24 protein-coding genes and 6 tRNA genes are annotated in these 23,978 nt (G+C 72.4%); 20 read left to right on the top strand and 10 right to left on the bottom strand.

What is annotated here, in order from left to right; genetic code table 11:
- Window positions 1–103 precede the first annotated feature (103 nt).
- The 4 genes from AC07BF_RS03545 to AC07BF_RS03530 form a co-directional block, all read right to left on the bottom strand.
- Window positions 104–175 (bottom strand) — tRNA-Val (locus AC07BF_RS03545).
- Window positions 176–216: 41 nt separating this feature from the next.
- A tRNA-Val gene (locus tag AC07BF_RS03540) sits at window positions 217–288 on the bottom strand.
- A 38-nt stretch (window positions 289–326) separates the two neighbouring features.
- A tRNA-Cys gene (locus AC07BF_RS03535) sits at window positions 327–397 on the bottom strand.
- A 40-nt stretch (window positions 398–437) separates the two neighbouring features.
- A tRNA-Gly gene (locus tag AC07BF_RS03530) sits at window positions 438–510 on the bottom strand.
- 321 nt (window positions 511–831) lie between these two features.
- Between AC07BF_RS03530 and AC07BF_RS03525 the strand changes: the two genes are divergently transcribed.
- From AC07BF_RS03525 to AC07BF_RS03515, 3 genes are read left to right on the top strand one after another with little or no spacing between them, the layout of a single operon-like run.
- Window positions 832–1,893 (top strand): chorismate-binding protein, encoded by a 1,062-nt coding sequence (locus AC07BF_RS03525; protein ID WP_363627463.1) that lies wholly within the window; start codon window positions 832–834, stop codon window positions 1,891–1,893.
- Window positions 1,894–1,931: 38 nt separating this feature from the next.
- Window positions 1,932–2,762 carry an aminotransferase class IV gene (locus tag AC07BF_RS03520; RefSeq protein WP_478332881.1) on the top strand — a complete coding sequence of 277 codons (831 nt, stop codon included), beginning with the start codon at window positions 1,932–1,934 and terminating at the stop codon, window positions 2,760–2,762.
- 55 nt (window positions 2,763–2,817) lie between these two features.
- Window positions 2,818–3,660: a GNAT family N-acetyltransferase gene (locus tag AC07BF_RS03515; protein WP_400986357.1), complete on the top strand. Its 843-nt coding sequence runs from the start codon at window positions 2,818–2,820 to the stop codon at window positions 3,658–3,660.
- 12 nt (window positions 3,661–3,672) lie between these two features.
- Here the strand turns inward: AC07BF_RS03515 and AC07BF_RS03510 are convergent, their stop codons facing one another.
- Window positions 3,673–4,173 carry a DsbA family protein gene (locus AC07BF_RS03510; RefSeq protein WP_363583038.1) on the bottom strand — a complete coding sequence of 167 codons (501 nt, stop codon included), beginning with the start codon at window positions 4,171–4,173 and terminating at the stop codon, window positions 3,673–3,675.
- A 110-nt stretch (window positions 4,174–4,283) separates the two neighbouring features.
- Between AC07BF_RS03510 and AC07BF_RS03505 the strand changes: the two genes are divergently transcribed.
- Window positions 4,284–4,748, top strand: a complete 465-nt coding sequence (locus tag AC07BF_RS03505) for a hypothetical protein (protein ID WP_363583040.1) — start codon at window positions 4,284–4,286, stop codon at window positions 4,746–4,748.
- 43 nt (window positions 4,749–4,791) lie between these two features.
- Here AC07BF_RS03505 and AC07BF_RS03500 read toward each other — a convergent pair whose 3' ends face one another.
- Both AC07BF_RS03500 and AC07BF_RS03495 read right to left on the bottom strand, forming a co-directional pair.
- Window positions 4,792–5,361, bottom strand: coding sequence for a CGNR zinc finger domain-containing protein (locus tag AC07BF_RS03500; protein WP_363627464.1), 570 nt, complete (start codon window positions 5,359–5,361; stop codon window positions 4,792–4,794).
- 404 nt (window positions 5,362–5,765) lie between these two features.
- Complete coding sequence (locus AC07BF_RS03495) at window positions 5,766–6,179, bottom strand: SsgA family sporulation/cell division regulator (protein WP_030056266.1); 414 nt, start codon at window positions 6,177–6,179, stop codon at window positions 5,766–5,768.
- 195 nt (window positions 6,180–6,374) lie between these two features.
- On the opposite strand from AC07BF_RS03495, the gene AC07BF_RS03490 reads away from it, so the two are divergent.
- The 3 genes from AC07BF_RS03490 (at window position 6,375) to AC07BF_RS03480 (ending at window position 7,244) form a co-directional block, all read left to right on the top strand.
- The gene (locus tag AC07BF_RS03490) at window positions 6,375–6,812 is read left to right on the top strand and encodes a TIGR02611 family protein (RefSeq protein WP_363583042.1); all 438 of its coding nucleotides are present in this window, start codon (window positions 6,375–6,377) and stop codon (window positions 6,810–6,812) included.
- Window positions 6,813–6,890: 78 nt separating this feature from the next.
- A tRNA-Val gene (locus tag AC07BF_RS03485) sits at window positions 6,891–6,962 on the top strand.
- Window positions 6,963–7,172: 210 nt separating this feature from the next.
- Window positions 7,173–7,244: transfer RNA gene (locus AC07BF_RS03480), tRNA-Val, on the top strand.
- Between the two features lie 78 nt (window positions 7,245–7,322).
- Here the strand turns inward: AC07BF_RS03480 and AC07BF_RS03475 are convergent.
- Window positions 7,323–8,090: an exonuclease domain-containing protein gene (locus tag AC07BF_RS03475; RefSeq protein ID WP_363583044.1), complete on the bottom strand. Its 768-nt coding sequence runs from the start codon at window positions 8,088–8,090 to the stop codon at window positions 7,323–7,325.
- A gap of 151 nt (window positions 8,091–8,241) precedes the next feature.
- Here AC07BF_RS03475 and AC07BF_RS03470 point away from each other — a divergent pair, with 151 nt between their 5' ends.
- The 4 genes from AC07BF_RS03470 to AC07BF_RS03455 all read left to right on the top strand — a co-directional run bounded on the left by AC07BF_RS03470 (window position 8,242) and on the right by AC07BF_RS03455 (window position 12,746).
- Entirely contained in the window at window positions 8,242–8,796 is a 555-nt protein-coding gene (locus AC07BF_RS03470) for a DUF4365 domain-containing protein (protein ID WP_478332880.1), read from the top strand.
- Between the two features lie 44 nt (window positions 8,797–8,840).
- Complete coding sequence (locus AC07BF_RS03465; RefSeq protein ID WP_363627465.1) at window positions 8,841–10,040, top strand: hypothetical protein; 1,200 nt, start codon at window positions 8,841–8,843, stop codon at window positions 10,038–10,040.
- An 87-nt stretch (window positions 10,041–10,127) separates the two neighbouring features.
- Window positions 10,128–12,107, top strand: a complete 1,980-nt coding sequence (gene thrS, locus AC07BF_RS03460) for a threonine--tRNA ligase (protein ID WP_478332879.1) — start codon at window positions 10,128–10,130, stop codon at window positions 12,105–12,107.
- A gap of 78 nt (window positions 12,108–12,185) precedes the next feature.
- Window positions 12,186–12,746, top strand: coding sequence for an HIT family protein (locus tag AC07BF_RS03455; protein WP_371516227.1), 561 nt, complete (start codon window positions 12,186–12,188; stop codon window positions 12,744–12,746).
- A gap of 69 nt (window positions 12,747–12,815) precedes the next feature.
- Here AC07BF_RS03455 and AC07BF_RS03450 read toward each other — a convergent pair whose 3' ends face one another.
- Window positions 12,816–14,456 (bottom strand): hypothetical protein, encoded by a 1,641-nt coding sequence (locus tag AC07BF_RS03450; RefSeq protein ID WP_363583054.1) that lies wholly within the window; start codon window positions 14,454–14,456, stop codon window positions 12,816–12,818.
- Between the two features lie 206 nt (window positions 14,457–14,662).
- Between AC07BF_RS03450 and AC07BF_RS03445 the strand changes: the two genes are divergently transcribed.
- Window positions 14,663–15,070, top strand: a complete 408-nt coding sequence (locus AC07BF_RS03445) for a thiol-disulfide oxidoreductase DCC family protein (RefSeq protein ID WP_400803631.1) — start codon at window positions 14,663–14,665, stop codon at window positions 15,068–15,070.
- 5 nt (window positions 15,071–15,075) lie between these two features.
- Here AC07BF_RS03445 and AC07BF_RS03440 read toward each other — a convergent pair whose 3' ends face one another.
- Window positions 15,076–17,124, bottom strand: a complete 2,049-nt coding sequence (locus AC07BF_RS03440; RefSeq protein WP_478332878.1) for an elongation factor G-like protein EF-G2 — start codon at window positions 17,122–17,124, stop codon at window positions 15,076–15,078.
- A 255-nt stretch (window positions 17,125–17,379) separates the two neighbouring features.
- Here AC07BF_RS03440 and pgsA point away from each other — a divergent pair, with 255 nt between their 5' ends.
- The 8 genes from pgsA to AC07BF_RS03400 all read left to right on the top strand — a co-directional run bounded on the left by pgsA (window position 17,380) and on the right by AC07BF_RS03400 (window position 23,867).
- Window positions 17,380–18,027 (top strand): phosphatidylinositol phosphate synthase, encoded by a 648-nt coding sequence (gene pgsA / locus AC07BF_RS03435; RefSeq protein WP_363583060.1) that lies wholly within the window; start codon window positions 17,380–17,382, stop codon window positions 18,025–18,027.
- A gap of 16 nt (window positions 18,028–18,043) precedes the next feature.
- On the top strand, window positions 18,044–19,030 hold the full coding sequence (locus tag AC07BF_RS03430; RefSeq protein WP_363583062.1) for a phosphatidylinositol mannoside acyltransferase: 987 nt from the start codon (window positions 18,044–18,046) through the stop codon (window positions 19,028–19,030).
- A gap of 40 nt (window positions 19,031–19,070) precedes the next feature.
- Window positions 19,071–20,255: a glycosyltransferase family 4 protein gene (locus tag AC07BF_RS03425; protein ID WP_363583064.1), complete on the top strand. Its 1,185-nt coding sequence runs from the start codon at window positions 19,071–19,073 to the stop codon at window positions 20,253–20,255.
- A gap of 84 nt (window positions 20,256–20,339) precedes the next feature.
- Complete coding sequence (locus AC07BF_RS03420; protein ID WP_363583066.1) at window positions 20,340–20,705, top strand: 5-carboxymethyl-2-hydroxymuconate Delta-isomerase; 366 nt, start codon at window positions 20,340–20,342, stop codon at window positions 20,703–20,705.
- A gap of 74 nt (window positions 20,706–20,779) precedes the next feature.
- Window positions 20,780–21,280, top strand: coding sequence for a hypothetical protein (locus AC07BF_RS03415; RefSeq protein WP_063350972.1), 501 nt, complete (start codon window positions 20,780–20,782; stop codon window positions 21,278–21,280).
- Between the two features lie 128 nt (window positions 21,281–21,408).
- Window positions 21,409–22,320 (top strand): pyridoxal 5'-phosphate synthase lyase subunit PdxS, encoded by a 912-nt coding sequence (pdxS, locus tag AC07BF_RS03410; RefSeq protein WP_063346811.1) that lies wholly within the window; start codon window positions 21,409–21,411, stop codon window positions 22,318–22,320.
- A gap of 90 nt (window positions 22,321–22,410) precedes the next feature.
- Window positions 22,411–23,028 carry a pyridoxal 5'-phosphate synthase glutaminase subunit PdxT gene (gene pdxT / locus AC07BF_RS03405; protein ID WP_478332877.1) on the top strand — a complete coding sequence of 206 codons (618 nt, stop codon included), beginning with the start codon at window positions 22,411–22,413 and terminating at the stop codon, window positions 23,026–23,028.
- An 80-nt stretch (window positions 23,029–23,108) separates the two neighbouring features.
- A complete protein-coding gene (locus AC07BF_RS03400) occupies window positions 23,109–23,867 on the top strand; it encodes a YebC/PmpR family DNA-binding transcriptional regulator (protein ID WP_363583070.1) in 759 nt (252 codons plus the stop codon).
- Window positions 23,868–23,978 lie beyond the last annotated feature (111 nt).

Below are 23,978 nucleotides of genomic sequence, written 5' to 3'. Positions count from 1 at the left end.
TGGGATTGAACCAGTGACCCCTACCGTGTCAAGGTAGTGCTCTCCCGCTGAGCTAATCGCGCCTGGTGTGGCGGTCCTGCAGCAGACCCCGAAGGGCCCGACGTGCGCGATACTGGGATTGAACCAGTGACCCCTACCGTGTCAAGGTAGTGCTCTCCCGCTGAGCTAATCGCGCCTGGTGTGGCGGTCCTGCAGCAGACCCCGAAGGATCCGACGTGCGCGATACTGGGATTGAACCAGTGACCCCTACCGTGTCAAGGTAGTGCTCTCCCGCTGAGCTAATCGCGCGGGGAGGTCTTCCGGTCGGAACCGGTCGAACCTCTCGGAGGTGGAGACGGGATTTGAACCCGTGTACACGGCTTTGCAGGCCGTTGCCTCGCCTCTCGGCCACTCCACCAGGCAACACACGAAGAACGATCTTACACTGTTCTCCATCGAGCGGACGACGAGATTCGAACTCGCGACCCTCACCTTGGCAAGGTGATGCTCTACCAACTGAGCCACGTCCGCCTGTCTCCCGGGACCTTCACCGCTTTTCTTCGGCTGCGCTCCCTGGCGACGTGTTGAACTCTAGCGGATTCCCGGGCCAGCTAAAAATCCGTTCCCGCAGCGTGCCGATGGGATGCCCACCGAGCGCCTGCCCGCCGACCCCTCGGCCCGGCCACCGGCCGCCACCTGCGGCGCTTCCGGACGATCATCCGCAGGCCACCCGGCGCACACCCGCGCGACGCCGGGCGCTGCTCACGCCCCTGCGTCACACCCCCGCGCCGGGCCCGCACCCCGGACCTACACTTCAGGCACCGCCGCCCAGCACCACCGCGCAGGAGAACCGTGTCCGGCCCCACCGAACCCAGCACCCCGCTCGCCCGCTTCGGCGGCCGCCTGGCCACCGGGCTGCGCGACGTCACCTCGGACCCGGCCGCCCTGGACTCCACCGGCTACTGGGCCGTCGCCTACGACTTCGAGGGCCGGCTGACCTGCGCCCGCTTCGACGACGTCCGCCCCGCCCCCGCGCCGCCCTCGGGCGCCGGCTGGCGCGGACCGGGGGCCGGCGACTGGCACAGCTCCCTGGACCGCTCCGCCTACACCGCGGGCGTACGCCGCATCCGTGAACACATAGCCGCCGGCGAGGTCTACCAGGCGAACCTCTGCCGCGTGCTGTCCGCACCGCTGCCCGACCCGGCCCGCAGCGACGTCGACGCCCTCACCGGCCTCCTCGCCCACGGCAACCCCGCCCCCTACGCCGGCACCATCCGCCTGCCCGCGCACGGTGTCGAGATCGCCACCGCCTCGCCCGAGCTGTACCTGCGCCGCGCCGGCCGCACCGTCTCCTCCGGCCCGATCAAGGGCACCGGCCGCACCGAGGACGACCTCCTCGACAAGGACCACGCCGAGAACGTGATGATCGTGGACCTGGTCCGCAACGACCTCGGGCAGGTCTGCGCGACCGGCAGCGTCACCGTCCCCGACCTGTGCGCCGTCGAGAAGCACCCCGGCCTGGTCCACCTGGTGTCCACCGTCGAGGGCACCCTGCGCGAGGGCGCCGGCTGGCCCGAGCTGCTCGCCGCCACCTTCCCGCCCGGCTCCGTCACCGGCGCCCCCAAGTCCAGCGCCCTGCGGATCATCGACGCCCTGGAGACCGCCCCGCGCGGCCCGTACTGCGGCGCCGTCGGCTGGGTCGACGCCGACCGAGGCGAGGGCGAACTCGCCGTCGGCATCCGCACCTTCTGGCTCGACCGGACCGACCCCGAGGCGCCCGTGCTGCGCTTCGGCACCGGCGCCGGCATCACCTGGGGCTCCGACCCCGACCGCGAGTGGGCGGAAACCGAACTGAAGGCCGCCCGCCTGGTCGCGATAGCGTCGGGCAGCGATATCGACCCGACGGGCGCATGAACCGCCCCGCCCCCACCTCGTCCTAGGAGCAGCCCTCGATGCAGAACCCGACCACGAGCTGGGTCAACGGGGCGCTCGTCGACTCCGCCGCCGCCGCCGTCTCGGTCCTCGACCACGGACTCACCACCGGCGACGGGGTGTTCGAGACCATGAAGGCCACCGACGGCCGGGCCTTCGCGGTCACCCGGCACCTCGACCGGCTCACCCGCTCCGCCCGCGGCCTCGGCCTGCCCGACCCGGACCACGACCTGGTCCGCGAGGCCTGCGTCCAGGTCCTCGCCGCCAACCCGGCCCCGCTCGGCCGCCTGCGCGTCACCTACACCGGCGGCACCTCACCGCTCGGCTCCGAGCGCGGCACCGCAGGCCCCACCCTCGTCGTCGCCCTCGGCGCGATCAACCGCCGCCCCGACGAGACCGCCGCCGCCGTCGTCCCGTGGCGCCGCAACGAGCACAGCGCTGTCGCAGGCCTCAAGACCACCTCGTACGCCGAGAACGTCGTCGCCCTGGCCGCCGCCCACCGCGCCGGCGCCTCGGAGGCCCTGCTCGCCAACACCGCCGGCCTGCTCTGCGAGGGCACCGGCTCCAACGTCTTCGTCGTCCTCGGCGGTCGCCTGCTCACCCCCACCCTCGGCTCCGGCTGCCTGGCCGGCATCACCCGTCAGCTGGTCGTCGACTGGTGCGGTGCCGAGGAGACCGACCTGCCGCTCAGCGCCCTCCGGGACGCCGACGAGGTCTTCCTCACCTCCACCACCCGTGACGTCCAGGCCGTGACCCGGGTGGACGACCGCGAGCTGCCCGGCATCGGCCCCGTCACCGCCAAGGCCATGGCCGTCTTCGCCGAACGCAGCGGCGACGACCTCGACCCGTGATCCCCGAAGCGGCAACCAGGGCATAGGGGCCCGGGCGCGGGGAAGGGACCACCACATGACCACGACGCTGCGCCCCGAGGGCCCGGAGACACCCACCGACGCCGGCGGCCGCACCAGGCGCTGGCAGATCTGCGCCAACGGCCGCCAGGTCGGCGCGCTGCGCACCACCGCCATCCCGCACGGCAGCCAACTCTGGGGCGAGATATCGGAGTTGGAGGTCAGAGAAGGCCGCGGTCGGGGCCGCGGCACGTTCGGCGCGCTGGCCGCGGAGGAGGTGCTGCGCAACTGGGACTGCACCCGGGTGGACGCCAACATCCCCGAGACGGCGCGGATCGCCCGGGGGCTCGCCACCACCCTCGGCTACACCGAGCGGATGCGGAACCTGGCCAAGCGGCTGACCACCGCCCCCGCCCTGCCCGCCGGCATCACCGCCGACCGGATCGAGCCCCCGGAGTTCCAGGCCTGGCTCGACCGGGCCGCCCGGGGTTACCTCCGCTCGCTCGTGGAGTCCGGACTCAGCGAGGAGCAGGCCCGCGCCAGGTCCCACCTGGACCACCAGCGCCAGCTCCCGCAGGGCGCCGACAGCCCGGGCGTCGCTCTGCGCCGCCTGCGCGCGGACGGTGAAGCCGAGCCGCTCGGCTCGCTCTGGGTGGACTTCCACCGGCGCGACCTGCCGAACGGCGGGCCGCTCGCCTGGGTGATGACCGTCGAGGTGTCCCCGGCCCACCGGGGCCGGGGCCACGGCCGCACGCTGATGCTGCTCGCCGAGCGCGAGTGCCTGGCCGCCGGCGTGCGCGACCTCGGCCTCAACGTGTTCGCCGGGAACGAGGTCGCGATCCGCCTCTACGCCTCGCTCGGTTACCGGGTCACCAACCGCATCTACGGAAAGCCGCTGTGACCCGACATGACGTCAGGAAGCCGCCGCCGCCTCGATGGCGGCCACGATGCGGTCCCGCAGGCCGTCCTGGCTCTGCCCGCCGTCCAGCCGCTGACCGCCGATCACGTACGTCGGCGTACCGGTGACCCCGATCGCCCGGCCCTCGGCCTGGTCGGCGTCCACGGTGAGCATGTGCCGGCCGTCGATCAGCGCGGTGTCGACCTCCTCGACGTCCACCCCGACCGCCCGGGCCACCTCCAGCAGCACCTGCTGCCCGCGGGCGTCCAACTCCTCGACCCGGGCCAGCAGCGCCTCCACGAACGGCCAGCCCAGCCCCTGCGCGAACGCCTCCTCGGCGGCCTCCGCGGCCGCGTAGGCGTGCTTGTGCTTCTCCAACGGGAAGTGGCGGACCTCGACGGGCAGCGCGTCGCCGTACCGCGCGCGCAGCGCCCGTACGTCGTCCAGCGCGGTGCGGCAGTCCGGACACTGGAGGTCGCACCAGAACTCGAGCCGGGGGAGGGAACCATCGATCATTCCCCCAGTGTTTCACTAGTGGGCGCCCGCTCCGGCCGACGGTGCGCCCCTGCGAAGGCCGACAGGGAGGCAGTGATGACCAGGACGACCGGAAGCGAAGGAGTACTGCCGTGCTGACGGCGGCGACCAGCTTCGCGCTCACGGCGGGCGGGGTGGCCGTGGCCGGCCTGCGGGCCTACCGGCGGCGGTTCCTGTCCGCGACCCGCTGGTTCGCGGTGGCCCTGGTGCCCGCCGGGCTCTACCTGACCGGCCTGTTCCCGGTGGCCCGGACGATCGGCAGCGAGTTCGCCGACTGGGCGACGAGGCTGGTGTTCGACCCCCGGGTCTGGACCGGCATCGTGCTGCTCGGCCTCTCCGCGCTCCTGCTGGTGACGACGCGCTGGGTGGGCCGCCGGGGCGCCGTGGACGCCGCCCCGGACCGCCCGGCGGCCGCCGGTGCCGCGCCCGAGCGCCCGGCGGTGGCGGCCACCCCGCCGAAGAAGCCGGCGACGGGCAAACCCGCGGCGGGCAAGCGGGACGACGGCCTCGGCGACTTCTCCGACATCGAGGAGATCCTCCGCAAGCGCGGCATCTGAGCGGCATCCGAACGCGGCATCCGAACCCCCGCGGGGGTCGGCGTCAGGCGGAGGGCACGGCCTCCGCCGAGCGCTGCCGTGCTCGGTAGGCGGCGACGTGCAGCCGGTTGCCGCAGGTGCGGCTGTCGCAGTAGCGCCGGGAGCGGTTGCGGGAGAGGTCCACGAAGACCCGGGCACAGTCCGGCGCCTCGCACCGGCGCAACCGCTCCCGCTCGCCCGCCATCAGGATGAAGGCCAGCGCCATGCCCAGCTCGGCGGCGAGGTGGTCGCCGAGCGCGGCGTGCGGCGCGAAGTAGTGGATGTGCCAGTCGTGGTGGTCGTGGTTGGTCAGCCGCGGCGTCGTACCGGCGGCCGCGACGATCCGGTTGACCAGTTCGGCGGCCTCGGCGGTGGACTCCGTCCCGAACACCTCCCGCAGCCGGGTGCGCAGGTCGTGCACCTTGCGCAGGTCGTTCTCGGTGAGCGAGTCGATCTCGCTGATCTCCTGGCCGACCACGAAGGCGTCCAGCGCGGCCACGTCCGGCAGCCGCTCGGTGCCGCACACCTCGGGCGCGGTGTTGAGCAGCTCGACGAGGATGCTCAGCGCGCACTCGGTGTCATGGGTGATCAGCACGTTGGGGACTCCTCGCGCAGGGGGACTCCGGAACCCCGCGTCCACGGTTACCCCAGACCATACCGGGCCGTGCGGCGGAAGGGCGGCGGGTTCTTTCGAAGGCGTGTACGGATTCCGTCAGAGTGCCGTGAAGCGGACGGCGTCCGGGCGGCCGGGCCCGCGAAGGACCCCCCGAAATGCCGAGGGCGCCCGGCAGCGAGGCCGGCCACCCGTATGGATGGCCGGCCTCGTTGCCGGGCGCCTGCGGTGTCGCGGACCCGATCCGGTGGGATCGGGCCGTCCACCGGCCCCGAGGCCGCGTCGCGCGCGGCTGAGTTGCTGCCGTGCCCCCGAGTAGGACGGCAGCGGTGACGGCAGGAGGTACCACCCCGCCGATGGCGGGGCGTGACCGCCTCCGGGCGGGATCAGCTTTCGGCGAGGATGTGGGACAGCTCCCGGTCGAGGTCGAAGTGGCGGTGTTCGGTGCCGGGGGGCACCGCGGCGTCCGTCCGCTTGAGAAATGACTCAAGCGCCCGGGCCGGGGCTTCGAGCAGGGCTTCTCCTTCCGGAGAGCTCAGCGCGATGCAGACCACCCCTTGCCCGTGGCTGCGGGACGGCCAGACCCGGACGTCGCCGGTACCGGTCGGTCGGTGCAGCCCCTCCGCGAGGAGATCTCGGGCGAACACCCACTCCACGGTCTCGTCGGCGCCCGTGTGGAACGTGGCGTGCACGGCGTAGGGGTCGGCGGTGTCGTAGCGCAGGCCCGCGGGGACGGGCAGTGAGGACTCGCTGGACACGATGAGGCGCAGGTGCAGCTCGCAGCTGACCGTGGTGTTCATAAGCGCCATGGCCTTTCGCTCAGTGTGCGCTCGGGGAATCGCACGTCGGCGAACGGACCATCCCACCCCCAAGCCCGATGTAAACCCCTCTGTCCCGATTCGGGCGCGAGTCGTACCCCTTACGGCGCATTGCGGAATCATCCCGGAGTGGCCCGGTCGGGCATTACCGGGCCGCTTCTTGGTTAGTTTCCTGGCATGACTGTGCGAAACGACAAGACGGCCAAGAACACGGGATCGGGTGAACCGGTCACGGCGGATGACGCGGCCGGCTCCCGCGCCCCGGCGTTCGTCCGCCGCTCGCGGCCGCTGCACCTCACCTGGCAGGTGGCGATCTTCCTGGCCGGCCTCGCCGTGGTCGTCCTCGGCGTGATCATGCTGCCGCTGCCCGGCCCCGGCTGGGTGGTGATCTTCCTGGGCATGGGGGTCTGGGCCACCGAGTTCGACTGGGCCCGGCTGGTGCTGCGGTGGAGCCGCCGCAAGGTCGCCGAGGCCGCCCACCGCGCCCTGGACCCGCGGGTGCGCCGCCGCAACCTCACCGTCACCGCCATCGGCCTCGCCGCGGTCGTCGGGATCGGCGGCTGGTACTTCACCCGCTACGGCCTGGCCGTCCCCTGGACGGCGGGCGAGAGCTGAGCGGCCCGGGGCCGGGGGCTGCCGTGACCAGGGTGTTCGGACCACCCTCCGGGATGCGGTAATGTTTTCCCTGCACCCGGGCGATTAGCTCAGCGGGAGAGCACTTCGTTCACACCGAAGGGGTCACTGGTTCGATCCCAGTATCGCCCACCGGAATGCATTGTGATACGTGAGGCCCAGCCGATTATCGGCTGGGCCTCACGTGTATTTCCGGAATCCATCCGAAGAACCATCCGGAATGCGACTGAGGCTCAGTCATCTTCCGCGTGGAGCGCGAGTTCTGCGGATGCGCCAGCAGTACCCGGAAGGGACGAGTTGTACGACGACCGCCAAATGGTGCTACAGTTCTTCTCGTTGCCCGGGCGATTAGCTCAGCGGGAGAGCACTTCGTTCACACCGAAGGGGTCACTGGTTCGATCCCAGTATCGCCCACCGGACAGCACGCAGGCCCTGACCAGGAAGCCGGTCAGGGCCTGCGGCGCGTTCGGGACCGGCGCCTGCCGGCCGCCGCTACGCCGCCGCCTCGCAGCCGTGCTCGGGCTCCAGCCGGCGGCCGCAGCCGCACCGGGCCGGCCGCAGCGGCCAGGAGGGGTCCACCCGCTCCGGCGTCCCCGACCGGTCGAACCAGTTCTGCAGCCCCCGCGCCTGCGCCGCGTGCCAGACCGCCTGCCGCAGGTGTAGCTCCGCCGCCGTCAGTTCGCCCAGCGCCGCCGGGTAGCGGGCGCCTATCCGCCGGGTCAGCGCCAGCGCCGCCGTCGCGTCCGCCGCCGCGTCGTGCGCCCCGGCCAGCTCCACGCCGTAGTGCGCGCACAGGTCGGTCAGCGTTCGACGGCCCTTGCGGTAGCGGTCCACGTGCTTGTCCAGCACCCGCGGATCCAGCACCACCAGCCCGGCCGTGCCCACCCCGCCGGTCAGCGTCAGCCCGTGATGGCGGCGCAGCTCCCGGTCCAGCAGCGTCAGGTCGTACGGCGCGTTCATCACCACCACCGGGCGCCCGGCCCGCGCCTGGTCCGCCAGCGCGCGGGTGACCTCCGCCACCACCGCGCCGACCGGGCGGCCGTGCGTCCGGGCGTGCTCGTCGGTGATGCCGTGCACCGCCCGGGCGCCGTCCGGGATCGGGACGCCCGGATCGGCGAGCCAGGTGGTGGTCTGCACCGGCCGACCCGGGGCGAGTTGGACGACCAGGGCGGCCGAGACGATCCGATCGGACTCGACGTCCACGCCGGTGGTCTCGGTGTCGAAGGAGGCGAGTGGGCCGGTGTACCAGTGCTGCTGCATGACTGCCCCTCAGGCGAGCGTTCCGCGCGCCCGGTTGATACCCGGTTCTGACACCCGTTCAACCGTTTGGCGCAAGCCCGACCGGGGATCCTGCCCGTGGGCCCGCCGTTCCGATCCGGACGGGCCCGGAGCAGGGGGAGGCCACGGGGCGATGGCACTGACGCAGCCGCAGCCCGAGGAGGCGGCGGCCGTTCTACGGGGAAACCTGGCGGTCACCGCCTGCATGGAGACGCTGCAGGTCGGCTACCTGCACGCGGTCGCCGCCGCGGCCGGCTGCTCGCTCTCCCAGCCGTTCCCGGACAACGGGATCGACTGGCAGGTCAGCCACGGCTCCCGGGCGCACGAGGTGGACGACGAGGTCACCATCAAGATCCAGCTGAAGGCCACCCAGCAGATCGTGGCCGATCCGACCGGGCCGTTCTTCAGCTTCACCCTCGACAACGACCACCTGCGCAAGCTCGCCCGGGCGAGGGTCGCCGTGCCGCGCATCCTGGTCGTGATGCTGCTGCCGCGGCGGGTCGACCGCTGGCTGCACGCCCGCCCGGACGCGCTGGAACTGCGGCACTGCTGTTACTGGGTCAACCTGGCCGGCCACCCGGTCACCGGACAGCGGCGCACCAACGTGCGGGTCCCCACCGGCAAGGTCTTCGACGACCGCGCGCTCTGCGACATCATGGCCCGGGTCGGCGCGGGTGGCAGCCCGTGACCGCCCGCCCCGGTCCCGGCCCCCGGCAGCGAGGAGCAGCACCCATGACACCGCCGCACGCACCCGGCGAGCCGGTCCAGGCCCTGCCCGACCCCGCCGCCGTCGACCCGGCGGTGCTCGCCACCCTGCTCGCCCGGCACGGCTGGGTCCGGCGAGGCGGCCCCGCCGCCCGCTACGGCCGCTGGACGCCGCCCGACGACGAGTCCGGCACCAGCGTCCTCGTCCCCGCCGGGGACGGCTTCGACGACGCCGTCGACCTCCTCGCCGACGCCGTCACCGCGCTGTCCCGCTCCTCCACCCCGTCCGCCCGCGCCATCCTGCTCGCACTGGCCGTCCCCGGCGACGAACTGCGTTGGCACCGGGAGCCGGCCGGCCCCGCCGAGGCCGCCACCTGGGACGACGCCGAGCGGCTCCAGCGGGCGGCCCGCGCGATGCTCGCCGCCGGGGCCAAGGCCGGCCGGGCCACGGCCGCCTACTTCGGCGCCCGGCTGGACGCGCACGCCGGGGACTTCCTGGACCGCGTCCTGGTCGTCGAGCAGGGCGCCGCCCTCACCGCCTACACCCCCGCGCCCGAGGGCCGGGCCGCCGTCACCACCCTGGTCCGCGCCCTGGAGGCACTGCGCGACGCCGTCGACTACCGCCGGGTCAGCGGGGGGCCCGAGGCCTTCGAGAACGCCGTCCAGGCCGGAGTCAGCCGGGAACTCGTCCAGTCCGTGGAGGACCTGGTCCGCGGCGCGACGGCGGCCCGGTTGACCGTCGCCTGGTCCGCCGCCGCGGGGACCCCGGGCGGCTTCGGGGACCGCCGGGTCGTCCTCGACTTCTCGCCCGGCGACCTGCCCGCCCTGACCGAGGCCGCCGAACTGCTCGAACGGATCGAGCCCGCCGTCGCCGTCACCGTCGTCGGCGTGGTCGTCCGGCTCAAGCGCGCCGACCCGGCCGGACCGGGCGCGGTGCGGCTGCGCGTCCTCGGCGGCGCCGAAGTCCGCGAACTCAAGCTCCGCCTGCCCGACCCCGACTACCGGCTCGCCGCCGAGGCCCACCTCGCGGGCCTGCCGGTCCGGGTCGCCGGCCGGCTGGAGAGCCGCGGCGGCTTCCGTCGGCTCACCCGGCCGCAGGGCCTGGAACTGTGCGGCTGGGAGGACGCCGACCGCGAGCGGCTGCTGAAGTCCCTCGGCGAGGGACTCGGGGAAGAGCTCGGCGAAGAGCTCGACGGAGGCCTCGGGGAAGGGGGAGAGGGGGCGTAGGTGCGCGGCCGGGTCGACGCGCTCGGTACCATCGTCACGCGCAGCGCAGTGTTGCGTCCTCTGAATCCAGCACGTCAGGAGAGACCGGTGACGGACGTCCGGGTAATCATCAACCGCGAACCCGATCGGGAAGAGCGCGTGGTGACCACGGGCACTACGGCCGCCGAGCTCTTCGCCGACGACCGCTCGATCATCGCCGCCCGCGTCGGCGGCCAGCTCAAGGACCTCGCGTACGCCGTCCAGGACGGCGACGAGGTCGAGCCGGTCGCGATCGGCAGCAAGGACGGCCTGGACATCCTGCGCCACTCCACCGCGCACGTCATGGCGCAGGCCGTGCAGCAGCTCCACCCCGAGGCCAAGCTCGGCATCGGCCCGCCGGTCAAGGACGGCTTCTACTACGACTTCGACGTCGAGAAGCCCTTCCACCCCGATGACCTCAAGGCCATCGAGAAGCGGATGCAGGAGATCATCAAGCGCGGGCAGAAGTTCTCCCGCCGCGTGGTCACCGACGAGTCCGCCCGCGAGGAGCTGGCCGCCGAGCCGTACAAGCTGGAGCTGATCGGCCTCAAGGGCTCCGCCGCCACCGCCGGCGAGGGCGCCGACGTCGAGGTCGGCGCCGGCGAGCTCACCATCTACGACAACCTGGACGCCAAGACCGGCGAGCAGTGCTGGGGCGACCTCTGCCGCGGCCCGCACCTGCCCAGCACCCGGTACATCCCGGCGTTCAAGCTGATGCGCAACGCGGCCGCCTACTGGCGCGGCAGCGAGAAGAACCCGATGCTGCAGCGCATCTACGGGACCGCCTGGCCCACCAAGGACGAGCTCAAGGCCCACCTCGACTTCCTGGTCGAGGCCGAGAAGCGCGACCACCGCAAGCTCGGCAACGAGCTCGACCTCTTCTCCATCCCCGAGGAGATCGGCTCCGGCCTCGCCGTCTTCCACCCCAAGGGCGGCATCATCCGCCGGGCGATGGAGGACTACTCGCGCAAGCGGCACGAGGAGGAGGGCTACGAGTTCGTCTACACCCCGCACGCCACCAAGGGGAAGCTCTTCGAGAAGAGCGGCCACCTCGACTGGTACGCGGACGGTATGTACCCGCCCATGCAGCTCGACGAGGGCGTGGACTACTACCTCAAGCCGATGAACTGCCCGATGCACAACCTGATCTTCGACGCGCGCGGCCGCTCGTACCGTGAACTGCCGCTGCGCCTCTTCGAGTTCGGGACGGTGTACCGCTACGAGAAGTCCGGCGTGGTGCACGGCCTGACCCGCGCCCGCGGCTTCACGCAGGACGACGCGCACATCTACTGCACCCGCGAGCAGATGGCGGAGGAGCTCGACTCGACGCTGACCTTCGTGCTCAACCTGCTGCGCGACTACGGTCTGACCGACTTCTACCTGGAGCTGTCGACCAAGGACCCGGTCAAGTACGTCGGCTCGGACGAGACCTGGGAGGAGGCCACCGCCGTCCTCGCCAGCGTGGCCGAGAAGCAGGGGCTGCCGCTGGTGCCGGACCCGGGCGGCGCGGCCTTCTACGGCCCGAAGATCTCGGTCCAGGCGCGCGACGCGATCGGCCGGACCTGGCAGATGTCGACGATTCAGCTCGACTTCAACCTCCCCGAGCGTTTCGATCTCGAGTACACGGCGGCGGACGGCTCGCGCCAGCGGCCGGTCATGATCCACCGCGCGCTGTTCGGCAGCATCGAGCGGTTCTTCGCGGTGCTGCTGGAGCACTACGCCGGCGCCATGCCGCCGTGGCTGGCCCCGGTCACCGTGACGGGCATCCCGATCACCGACGAGCACGTGCCGTACCTGCTGGAGGTCGCGGCCGGGCTGAAGAAGCACGGGATCCGGGTCGAGGTGGACACCTCGGACGACCGCATGCAGAAGAAGATCAGGAACGCTCAGAAGAGCAAGGTTCCGTACATGCTGATCGCCGGCAACGACGACGTCGAGGCGGGCGCGGTGTCCTTCCGGTACCGCAACGGCGAGCAGAAGAACGGCGTGCCGGTGGCGGACGCCGTCGCCGAGATCGTGGACGCGGTGAGGAACCGCGTCCAGGTGTGACGCCTTCGGACCACCACGCGCGGGGCGGGCTCTCGATGAGTCCGCCCCGCGCGGCTTTGCAAGCAGCGTTGGGCGAATATGCTGATCAGCATGACGACTGAGCCGGAACTGCAGCGGGGCGTCGGGGAGCCGGACGGCTTCCGCCGCCTGTGGACCCCCCATCGGATGGCCTACATCCAGGGTGAGAACAAGCCCACCGGTCCGGCTCCGGACGACGGTTGTCCGTTCTGCTCGATCCCCGCGCTGAGCGACGAGGACGGGCTGGTCATCGCCCGGGGCGCCGCCGTGTTCGCGGTGCTGAACCTGTACCCGTACAACGGCGGCCACTTGATGGTGGTCCCGTACCGGCACGTCGCGGACTACACCGACCTGGACGAGGCGGAGACGGCCGAGCTGGCCGACTTCACCAAGCGGGCGATGACCGCGCTGCGGGCGGCCTCGGGGGCGCACGGGTTCAACATCGGGATGAACCAGGGCGCGGCGGCCGGTGCCGGGATCGCGGCGCACCTGCACCAGCACGTGGTGCCGCGCTGGGGCGGGGACACCAACTTCATGCCGGTGGTCGGCCACACCAAGGTGCTGCCGCAACTGCTGGCGGACACCCGGAAGATGCTGGCCGAGGCCTGGCCGCAGGACTGATCGGGAACGCCGGAGGGGCCCGTCACCGCTGAGTCGGTGGCGGGCCCCTCCGGCGTGCGCGGGCCGTGGTCACTCGAACTGGTCGACCTTGTACGGGCGGGTGCCCTGGGCCTCGGACTTGATGATCGAGGCGCGGTTCTTGAAGCGGTCGGTGTCCAGGTCGTGCTCCTCCAGGAACTCCAGGGTGGCGGCGTGCACGGCGCCGAGGACCGGGACGGAGGCGTTGAGCGCGTTGTCGGTCATGAACCGGCTGCCCCACGGCGGGCTCGCCCAGGCGTGCCGGAAGCCGAACGGCTCGGGCAGGCCCAGGCCGCCGCCGAGCCAGGAGAGCAGCCCGGGGGCGCGGGTGAGCGGCGCGCGCAGGGCCTGGCGGACCACCTCGTCGTTGTCGATCAGGGGGAGCTTGACGGTGCGCTCCTCCCAGAACTTGCCGGTCTTCTGGACGGTCTTCTCCTTGGCCGAGGGCTTGTCGGAGAAGACGCCGTTGACCGGGCCGAGCGCGTAGCCGGCGACGGTGACGGTGAGGGTGTTGGCGAGCAGGGTGACGGTGACGGTGAAGGTGATGATCAGCTTGCCGTCGAAGGTGATGAACTGGGTGGCGAGGTAGTGCCGGGGGCCGCCGCCGGCGAAGGTCTGCTTGTCGGCGATGGTCTGGAGGGCGAAGTCGCGCATCCGGTCGCCGTCCATGTCGGCGTTGCCGGGGCGGGAGATCTCGTCGGCGTTCTCGCCGATTTCGAGGACCGCCCACTGCTTGACCGTGATGTTGGTCATCCCGCTGTTGGCGACCTCGCTGACGGCGAGCCCCTTGAGGTGCGAGGAGATCTTCCGGACGAGGTCCCAGGGGTGGAAGGCGCGGAAGTCGGAGTGGCCCGCGGCGGGGCGCATCACGTCGACCAGGCGCCATTCGCCCCAGCGCTTGCCGACGCCGAGGATGCCCTTGGGACCGGCGTAGTGCTGGACGTTGGTCTCCTGCTCGGCCTCCATGCGGGCGAGCTTGTCGCGCAGGTCGACGGCCTTCTTGTCGAGGTCGTCGCGGGGGACGGCCTTGGAGACGGTGGCGGCGACGGAGCTGCCCTCGGCGAGGGCGAGCCAGCGCTCGCGGAGCTCCTTGGTGGAGCGCAGCACGATGCGTCGGGCGAGGATCCCGCCGATGATGGGCGGGATCATGGCGACGCGCAGGTAGACGCCGAGCGGGCCGTGGGCGGGGGGCTTGACGAGGAACAGGACGGAGACCACGGCTGCGGCCAGGAGCGCGAGGGCGCCGTAGAGCTCGTCCTGGAGGGCCTTGCCCTTCATGAGGTAGATGCGCAGGTAGAACGCACCGATCCAGATCAGGGTGCCGGGCAGGGCGAGCAGGCCGAAGAGCACGGTGACCACGGTGAGCTTGCGGTCCCGCGCGGCCCGCAACTCCTGTGCGGCCAGGCAGTGTTCGACGATCTGGCGGGTGTCGGTGCCGAACGAGGGCACGATCGGCTTGCGCCCGGCACCGACGGTGCGGGAGATGACGGCGGCGCTGAACGCCTCGCCGAGGTTCGCCTCGAAGAGCTTGAACCGGGGCTTCTTGTGGGTCGCGGCGGTGACCTTGCCGACGAAGTCCTCGATCTTGCCGTCGCGGTACGCGACCGAGGAGAGCGCCGGGGTGACTCCGGTTTGCGGCCCGGCGTCGGTGCGGGGTATCTGCGCACCCGGAGTCATGTCGAGTGTGGTCACGGTGGCGTCCCCTCCTCCCCTTGTCAGCGGCAGGTTATCGTGCCGCGGTGTCGCCGCGCGCATGATCGTCTGAAGTGCCGTCACGATCGGGCCGCGCCTGGGCTTGAGAGGCATGATGCCCAGCTTCGGGCTGGTCGATACCCGGTCGGCGGCGGTCGTCGGGGTGGTGCAGGATGGCCGTGACGGCCAGGAAGGGAGCCCGGGCGATGGATCCGGTGTTGGTGTTCGACGGGGACTGTTCGTTCTGTTCGTCCTGCGTGCGGTGGGCGGAGCGCTATCTGCGGCAGACGCTGGCCTCGGGGGGCTGGGACGCGGTGCCGTTCCAGTTCGAGGACCTGGCGGCGCTGGACGCGCGCGCGGGCGGGCTGGGCGAGGTGACCGCGGAGCGGGCGGAGCGCGAGGTGCTGTGGGTGACGCCGGCGGGCCGGGTGTACGGGGGTGCGCAGGCGGTGGCGCGGCTGCTGATGCGTTCGGGCGGCGCGTGGGCGTACCTGGGGGCGGTGCTGGCGTCGGCGCCGGTGCGGCCGGTGGCGGGCCTGGCGTACCGCTGGGTGGCGCGCAACCGGCACCGGATGCCGGGGGGTACGGCGGCGTGCGCGCTGCCGCGGCGGTAGGGCGCTCAGCCGGTGTAGCGGGTGGCCAGGGCGGTCGGCATGGGTTCGTGGCGCAGGTAGGCGCGGGAGAACTCGGCGGTGCCGTGGGTGAGTGAGCGCAGGTCGACCGGGTAGCGGACGAGTTCGAGTTCGGGGACCTCGGCGCGCAGCAGGGTCAGGCCGGGGCCGCCGGTCTCGGTGCCGAGGACGCGGCCGCGGCGGGCGGAGAGGTCGCCGAGTACGGCGCCGAGGTAGTCGTCGGGCAGCAGGACGGCGACGGCGGCGACGGGTTCGAGCAGCCGGATGACGGCGTGTTCGGCGGCGTCGCGCAGGGCGAGGGCGGCGGCGGCCTGGAAGGACGCGTCGGAGGAGTCCACGGAGTGGGCCTTGCCGTCGGTGAGGGTGACCCGGACGTCGACGAGCGGGTGGCCGGTGGCGACGCCCTTGGCGAGCTGGGCGCGCAGGCCCTTCTCGACGGAGGGGATGAAGTGCTTGGGGACGGCGCCGCCGACGACGTGCTCCTGGAACTCGAAGCCGGAGCCGGCCGGGAGGGGTTCGACCTCCAGGTCGCAGATGGCGTACTGGCCGTGGCCGCCGGACTGCTTGACGAGCCGGCCGTGGCCGGCGGCGGCGGTGCCGAAGGTCTCGCGGAGGGCGACCTGGGGTTCGACGGTGTCGACGTGGACGCCGTGCCGGGTGCGCAGACGGTCGAGGACGACCTCGGCGTGGGCCTCGCCGGTGCACCAGAGGACGAGCTGGTGGGTGTCGGGGTTCTGTTCGAGGCGTAGGGCCGGGTCCTCGGCGGTGAGGCGGGTGAGGGCCTGGGAGAGCTTGTCGTCGTCGGCCTTGCTGTGGGCTTCGACGGCGATCGGGAGCAGGGGCTCGGGGAGGGCCCAGCCGGCGAGGTCGACGGGGTGGCCGGGGTCGTGGACGGTGTCGCCGGCGCGGGCGGTGGTGAGCTTGGCGATGCAGACGAGGTCGCCGGCGACGGCGTGCGGGACGGGCCGCTGGAGCTTGCCGAAGGGGCTGCTGAGGGCGGTGACGCGTTCGTCGCCGTTCTGGTCGGCGCTGTGGGTGGGGCCGGCGAGGTGGATGCGGGTGTCGGGACGCAGGGTGCCGGCGTACAGGCGCAGCAGGCTGATCCGGCCGACGTAGGTGTCGCCGGTGACGCGGACGACCTGGGCGGCGAGCGGGGCGTCGGGGTCGCAGTCGGGGGCGGGGCGGGTGCGTTCGCCGGGGTCGGGGAAGGTGTGGACGATCAGGTCGAGGAGTTCGGTGGCGCCGAGGCCGTTCTCGCTGGTGGGGACGGCGGGGTGGAGGGCGCAGCTGAGGACTTCGCGGCGCAGGCCGGCTTCGAGGGCGTCGGTGTCGAGGGTGTCGCCGGAGAGGTAGCGCTCCATGAGCGTGTCGTCCTGGCCGGAGATGGCCTCGACGAGGCTGTCGTGGGCCGGCCCGGTGTCGGGCAGCGGGGCGGCCCGGCCGTAGGTGTCGCCGGTGAGCAGGTCGACGCTGCCGTCGGGGCGGCCGTCGTGGAGGACGGGCAGGAAGAGCGGGCGGAGGGTGTCGGGGCCCAGGTCGAAGGCGTCGTGGCAGGCGGTGAGGATGTCGTCGAAGCCGGTGCGGGCGAGGTCGAGTTTGGCGACGGCGATGGCGCGCGGGATGCCTTCGGCGGCGCACTCGCGCCAGAGTGCGCGGGTGGGGGCGGTGACGGGGTCGGTGGCGGAGACGACGAAGACGGCGGCGTCGGCGGCGTGCAGGGCGGCGCGCAGGTCGGCGGTGAAGTCGGGGTGGCCGGGCGGGTCGATCAGGTTGATCTTGACGCCCTTCCATTCGAGCGGGAGCAGCGAGAGCTGGACGGAGCGCTGCTGGTGGTGCTCGATGTCCTCGTGGTCGGAGACGGTGGTGCCGTCGGTGACGCGACCGGCCCGGCCGGTGGCGCCGGCGGCGAGGGCGAGGGATTCGGCGAGCGTGGTCTTGCCCACACCGCTGGAGCCGATGAGGACGACGTTGCGCAGGTCCCGGGGGGCGGTGACGGCGGGTGCCTGGGCGGCTCGTGCCGTGCTGCGGTCGGGCATCGGGGTCTCCTCCCGTCGCGCCGGGGCTGTCCTTCGAAAGTGTAGGTGCGGGTGCTGCGGCGGCGCGTGTCGTACGGGTGGGCGGTGACCGTCCGTGTGTGGGACGTGGCCGGGGTGTCGTCGGGCGGTGCGTGCGACGGAGCGTGCCTCCGGCCTGGCTACGATGGGTGGGCCGGACGGGCTGATCCGTCCGGCCGTCTGCCGCGCGTGTTGCGCCAGGCGGGTACCAGGGAGATCGGAGCGGTCGGGAAGGCCATGCTCAACAAATACGCGCGTGCCTTCTTCACACGTGTTCTGACCCCGTTCGCCGCGTTCCTGATCCGGCTGGGCGTGAGCCCGGACGCCGTGACGCTGATCGGCACGGCCGGTTCGGTGGCCGGTGCGCTGGTGTTCTTCCCCCGCGGGGAGTTCTTCTGGGGCACCATCACGATCACGCTGTTCATCTTCTCGGACCTGGTGGACGGGAACATGGCCCGCCAGCTGGGCCGGAGCACCAGGTGGGGGGCGTTCCTGGACTCCACGCTGGACCGGGTCGCGGATGCGGCGATCTTCGGTGGTCTGGCGATGTGGTACGCGGGCAAGGGTGACGACAACCTGCTGTGCGCGGTGGCGATCTGCTGCCTGGCGAGCGGGCTGGTGGTGTCGTACACCAAGGCGCGGGCGCAGAGCCAGGGGCTGCCGTGCGACGTGTCGGGGCTGGTGGAGCGGGCCGAGCGGCTGGTGGCCAGCCTGGTGGCGGCCGGGGTCGCGGGTCTGCACAAGTTCGGGGTGCCGTACGTGGAGTGGCTGCTGCCGGTGGCGCTGTGGCTGGTGGCGGTGGGCAGTCTGGTGACGGTGTTCCAGCGCATGCTGACCGTGCGCCGGGAGGCGTTCGAGGCCGACCGAGCGGCGGCCGGGAGCTGATGGGGGGCGTCCTGCGGTGACGGACCGACTGGTGTACTGGGCGTACGCGCTGGGCTGGGCGGTGCTGAAGCACCTGCCGGAGCGGGTGGCGCGGGGCCTGTTCGACCGGCTGGCGGACCACGCCTGGCGCCGGCGGGGCAAGCGGGTGCTCCAGTTGGAGGCGAACCTGCGCCGGGTCCGTCCGGGACTGGACGAGGCGGGCCTGCGGGCGCTGTCCAGGGCCGGGATGCGTTCGTACCTGCGGTACTGGATGGAGTCGTTCCGGCTGCCGGTCTGGAGCAGGGAGCGGGTGGCCCGGGATGTCCGGTCGGAAGGCCTGGAGAACCTGCGCGCGCCGATCGAGGCCGGTCGGGGCGCGGTGATCGCGCTGCCGCACATGGGCAACTGGGACCTGGCGGGCACCTGGGTGGCGCAGCTGGGCTTCCCGTTCACCACGGTCGCGGAGCGGTTGAAGCCGGAGCGGCTGTTCGACCGGTTCGTGGAGTTCCGGGAGGGCCAGGGCATGGAGGTCCTGGCGTTGACCGGGGGCGGGATGAACGTGATCGGCACGCTGGCGCGACGGCTGCGCGAGGGCCGGCTGGTCTGCCTGGTGGGGGACCGGGACCTCTCGGAGGCGGGCGTGGAGGTGTCGTTCTTCGGGGAGGCGACCCGGATGCCGGCCGGTCCGGCGGCGCTGTGCCAGCGCACCGGGGCGGCGCTGCTGCCGGTGACGCTCTGGTACGACGGCCCGGTGATGCGGGCGCGGATCCACCCCGAGGTGCCGGTGCCGCAGGAGGGCGACCGCAAGGAGCGGACGCAGGTGATGACGCAGGCGCTGGCGCAGGTGTGGGAGGAGGCGATCCGCGAGCACCCCGAGGACTGGCACATGCTGCAGCGGTTCTGGCTGGCCGACCTCCCGGTCCGTGAGACGGTGGAGGAGGCGGCCGCGCCGCACTCCGAGGCGGCCCGGGCGGCCGCGCCGGAGCCGGCCGGCGAGCCGGCGGCCGAGGCCTCCGGGTCCTGATCCCGGCCAGCAGGAGTACCCGAAGGAGCATGAGGAACCCGTGAAGATCGGCATCGTCTGCCCGTACGACTGGGACGTCCCCGGTGGGGTGCAGTTCCACATCCGGGACCTGGCCGAGCACCTGATCGGTCTGGGCCACGAGGTCTCGGTGCTGTCGCCGGCCGAGGACGAGGAGGCGCTGCCGCCGTACGTGGTCGGCGCCGGGCGGGCGGTGGCGGTGCCGTACAACGGGTCGGTGGCGCGGCTGAGCTTCGGCGTCCTGTCGGCGGCGCGGACGCGGCGGTGGTTGCACGAGGGCCGGTTCGACATCCTGCACGTGCACGAGCCGGCCGCGCCGAGCGTGTCGATGCTGGCCGCCTGGTCGGCGTCCGGGCCGATGGTGGGGACGTTCCACACCTCCAACCCGCGCTCGCGGGCGATGATCGCGGCCTCGCCGATCCTGCAGCCCGGCCTGGAGAAGATGCGGGCCCGGATCGCGGTGTCGGAGTACGCCCGGCGGACGCTGGTGGAGCACCTGGGCGGCGACGCGGTGGTGATCCCGAACGGCGTGGACGTCGGCTTCTTCGCGGACGCCGAGCCGGATGAGCGCTGGTGCGGCGGTGCGGCGGCCGGGGAGCCGGGCACGATCGGCTTCGTCGGCCGCATCAACGAGCCGCGCAAGGGCCTGCCGACGCTGCTGGCGGCGCTGCCGAAGATCCTGGCCGAGCGGCCGGGCGTGCGGCTGCTGGTGGCGGGCAAGGGGGACGAGGAGGAGGCCGTCGCCGGCCTGGCGCCGGAGGTCCGCCGTCAGGTGGAGTTCCTCGGCATGGTGAGCGACCGCGACAAGGCCCGGCTGCTGCGCAGCGTGGACCTGTACGTGGCGCCGAACACCGGTGGCGAGAGCTTCGGGATCATCCTGGTCGAGGCGATGTCGGCGGGCGCCCCGGTGCTGGCCAGCGACCTGGACGCGTTCAAGCAGGTGCTGGACGGCGGGGACGCGGGCGAGCTGTTCCCGGTGGAGGACGCGGACGCGCTGGCCGCTGCGGCGCTGCGGCTGCTGGGCGATCCGGGGCGGCTGGGGGAGCTGAGCAAGGCCGCCTCGCGGTACGTGCGGCGGTTCGACTGGTCGACGGTCGGCGCGGACATCCTGGCGGTGTACGAGACGGTGGCGGCGGGGGCCGCGGCGGTGGTCGAGGAGGACGTGCGCGGCGGCCGGCGCGGCCGGTTCGGGCTGGCCCGGGACTGAGGCCGGCGGGCCCGGGACTTTTCCGGGGTGTCGGCGGCGTTAGGGTCGGTCGACCGTATTCGGGCACGACGCATGGGGGCACCGATGCCGCAGATCTCCGTCGACTACTCGCCGAGCCTGGCCGGCTCCTTCGACCGCCGGGCGCTGGGCGTGGCGATCAACCGGCTCGCGGTGGGGACGATCGACGCGAAGCCGGAGGCGTGCAAGACGCTGTTCCGGCAGAACGACGACTTCGTGGTGGGGGAGGGCGAGGGGGCCGCCGCGCAGGTGTACGTCGAGTTCCAGATCTTCCCGGGCCGTACGCCGGAGGCGAAGGCGGCGCTCAGCGAGGGCGTGCTGGCGCTGCTGGCGGAGCACGTCGCGCCGGCGCCGGGCACCCGGCTGCACACCGCGGTGAACGTCTCCGACATCGACCGCGGGTCCTACCGGAGCGCGAGCGCGGAGGGCTGAGCCGGTGACACCCGGTAGCGTTGCGCCCCGTGACTACCTGGATCTGGGCCGGCGTGGCCGTGGTGCTCTTCGGCATGTACCTGAGTTGGACGGCCGGTCGGTTGGACCGGCTGCACGCCAGGATCGACGCGGCGCGGGCCGCGTTGGACGCGCAGCTGGTCCGTCGGGCCTCGGTGGCGATGGAGCTGGCCACGTCCTCGCTGCTGGACCCGGCGGCCTCGCTGCTGCTGCTGGACGCGGCGCACGCGGCCCGGCAGGCCGAGGACGACCAGCGTGAGGTGGCGGAGAGCCAGCTGAGCCTGGCGCTGCGGGCGGTCTTCGCCGAGCCGGAGCAGGTGGCGGCGCTGGTGGCGGAGCCGGGCGGGGAGGACGCGGTGCGCGACCTGACGGCGGCGGTGCGCCGGGCGCCGATGGCGCGCCGGTTCCACAACGACGCGGTGCGGGCGGCGCGGGCGGTGCGCGAACACCGTCTGGTGCGGTACTTCCGGTTGGCGGGGAAGGCCCCGTTCCCGCTGGCGTTCGAGATGGACGATGCCCCGCCGCCCGCGCTCACGCCCGAAGGGGCACCCGCCTAGGCTGTGCTCGGATACGGCCCGTTTGTCGCATCCCGTCGTCCGGGCTGGACTTGGTGGCGCATGGTTGCGTCACCCGTTCCGCCTACCATAGGGCGATAGCACTGGTTCATCTTCGAGTGAGGTCTCACGTGTCCACCACCCCCACCACCGCAGACCAGCCGCAGATCGGTACCGCCCGGGTGAAGCGCGGCATGGCCGAGCAGCTCAAGGGCGGTGTGATCATGGACGTGGTCAACGCCGAGCAGGCCAAGATCGCCGAGGACGCCGGCGCGGTGGCCGTCATGGCGCTGGAGCGGGTTCCGGCCGACATCCGCAAGGACGGCGGCGTGGCCCGGATGTCCGACCCGAACATGATCGAGGAGATCATCGAGGCGGTCTCCATCCCGGTGATGGCCAAGTCGCGGATCGGTCACTTCGTCGAGGCCCAGGTCCTCCAGTCGCTCGGCGTCGACTACATCGACGAGTCCGAGGTGCTGACCCCGGCCGACGAGGTCAACCACTCCGACAAGTGGGCCTTCACCACCCCCTTCGTCTGTGGCGCCACCAACCTGGGCGAGGCCCTGCGCCGCATCGCCGAGGGCGCGGCCATGATCCGCTCGAAGGGCGAGGCCGGCACCGGCAACGTCGTCGAGGCCGTCCGCCACCTGCGCCAGATCAAGAACGAGATCGCCAAGCTGCGCGGCTTCGACAACAACGAGCTGTACGCCGCCGCCAAGGAGCTGCGCGCCCCGTACGAGCTCGTCAAGGAGGTCGCCGAGCTCGGCAAGCTGCCGGTCGTGCTGTTCTCCGCCGGTGGCGTGGCCACCCCGGCCGACGCCGCGCTGATGCGCCAGCTCGGCGCCGAGGGCGTCTTCGTCGGTTCGGGCATCTTCAAGTCGGGCGACCCGGCCAAGCGCGCCGCCGCCATCGTGAAGGCCACCACCTTCTTCGACGACCCGAAGATCATCGCGGACGCCTCCCGCAACCTCGGCGAGGCCATGGTCGGCATCAACTGCGACACCCTGCCGGAGACCGAGCGCTACGCCAACCGCGGCTGGTAGTCGCCCCTTGTGCCGGCCCGTCGCAGCGCCTCGGCGCGCGGCGGGCCGCGTCACGTACATCCGTAGAACGATCTAACGAGGTTGAAGACCGTGAGCACTCCAGTCATCGGCGTCCTCGCCCTCCAGGGTGACGTCCGCGAGCACCTGGTCGCGCTGGCCGAGGTCGACGCGCTCGCCCGCCCGGTGCGCCGTGCCGAGGAGCTGGCCGAGGTCGACGCGCTGGTGATCCCCGGCGGGGAGTCCACCACCATGTCCAAGCTGGCGCTGCTGTTCGGCGTGATGGACCCGCTGCGCGAGCGGGTCGCCGCCGGGATGCCGGTGTACGGCACCTGCGCGGGAATGATCATGCTGGCCGACAAGATCCTGGACGGCCGGGACGACCAGGAGACCGTCGGCGGCATCGACATGACCGTGCGCCGCAACGCCTTCGGCCGCCAGAACGAGTCCTTCGAGTCCGGTGTCGCCTTCGAGGGCCTGGGCGACGCGCCGGTGCACGGCGTCTTCATCCGGGCCCCCTGGGTCGAGGGCGTCGGCGCGGGTGTCGAGGTGCTGGCCGAGCTGCCCGCCGCGGACGGTCCGGAGAGCCGGATCGTGGCCGTGCGCCAGGGCAACCTGCTGGCGACCTCCTTCCACCCGGAGCTCACCGGCGACCACCGCGTGCACGCCTACTTCGTCGCGATGGTCGAGGAGCACCTGGGGCGGCGCTGACCGTGTGCGCCTTTCCGGTGACGACACCGGTAAGATCTCATCTGTTTCATTTCCCTTTGGCGACGTAAAGGAGCTGGCGAATGTCCGGCCACTCTAAGTGGGCTACCACCAAGCACAAGAAGGCCGTGATCGACGCCAAGCGCGGCAAGCTCTTCGCCAAGATGATCAAGAACATCGAGGTGGCGGCGCGCACCGGCGGTCCCGACCCGGCCGGCAACCCGACCCTCTACGACGCCATCCAGAAGGCGAAGAAGAGCTCGGTCCCGATCGACAACATCAACCGCGCCGTCAAGCGCGGTGGCGGTCTGGAGGCCGGCGGCGCCGACTACCAGACCATCATGTACGAGGGCTACGGCCCGAACGGCGTCGCCGTCCTGATCGAGTGCCTCACCGACAACCGCAACCGCGCCGCCTCCGACGTGCGCGTCGCGATGACCCGCAACGGCGGCTCGATGGCCGACCCGGGCTCGGTGTCGTACCTGTTCACCCGCAAGGGCGTCGTGATCGTCCCCAAGGCTGACGGCGTGGACGAGGACAAGCTCTTCGAGGTCGTCCTCGACCAGGAGCCCGAGGAGATCAACGACCTCGGCGACTCGTTCGAGATCGTCTCCGAGGCCGCCAAGATGGTCGCCGTGCGCACCGCGCTGGTGGACGCCGGCGTCGACTACGACTCGGCCGAGGCCAACTTCCTCCCGAGCATGCAGGTCGAGCTGGACGTCGACGGCGCCCGCAAGATCCTCAAGCTGATCGACGTGCTGGAGGACAGCGACGACGTGCAGAACGTCTTCGCCAACTTCGACATCTCCGACGAGGTCGGTGCGCAGCTCGACGCCGAGTGATCGTTCTCACTCCCCGGCCCGGGGGGGGGGGGGGGGGGGGGGGGGGGGGGGTGGGGGGGGGGGGGGGGGGGGGAAGGGGGGGGGGGGAGGGGGGAGCAGGGGGGGGGGGGG

This window comes from Kitasatospora sp. NPDC043950, assembly GCF_056435345.1.
The sequence above is the reverse complement of the archived record's forward strand: the minus strand, read 5'-3'. Positions and strand labels throughout refer to the sequence as shown.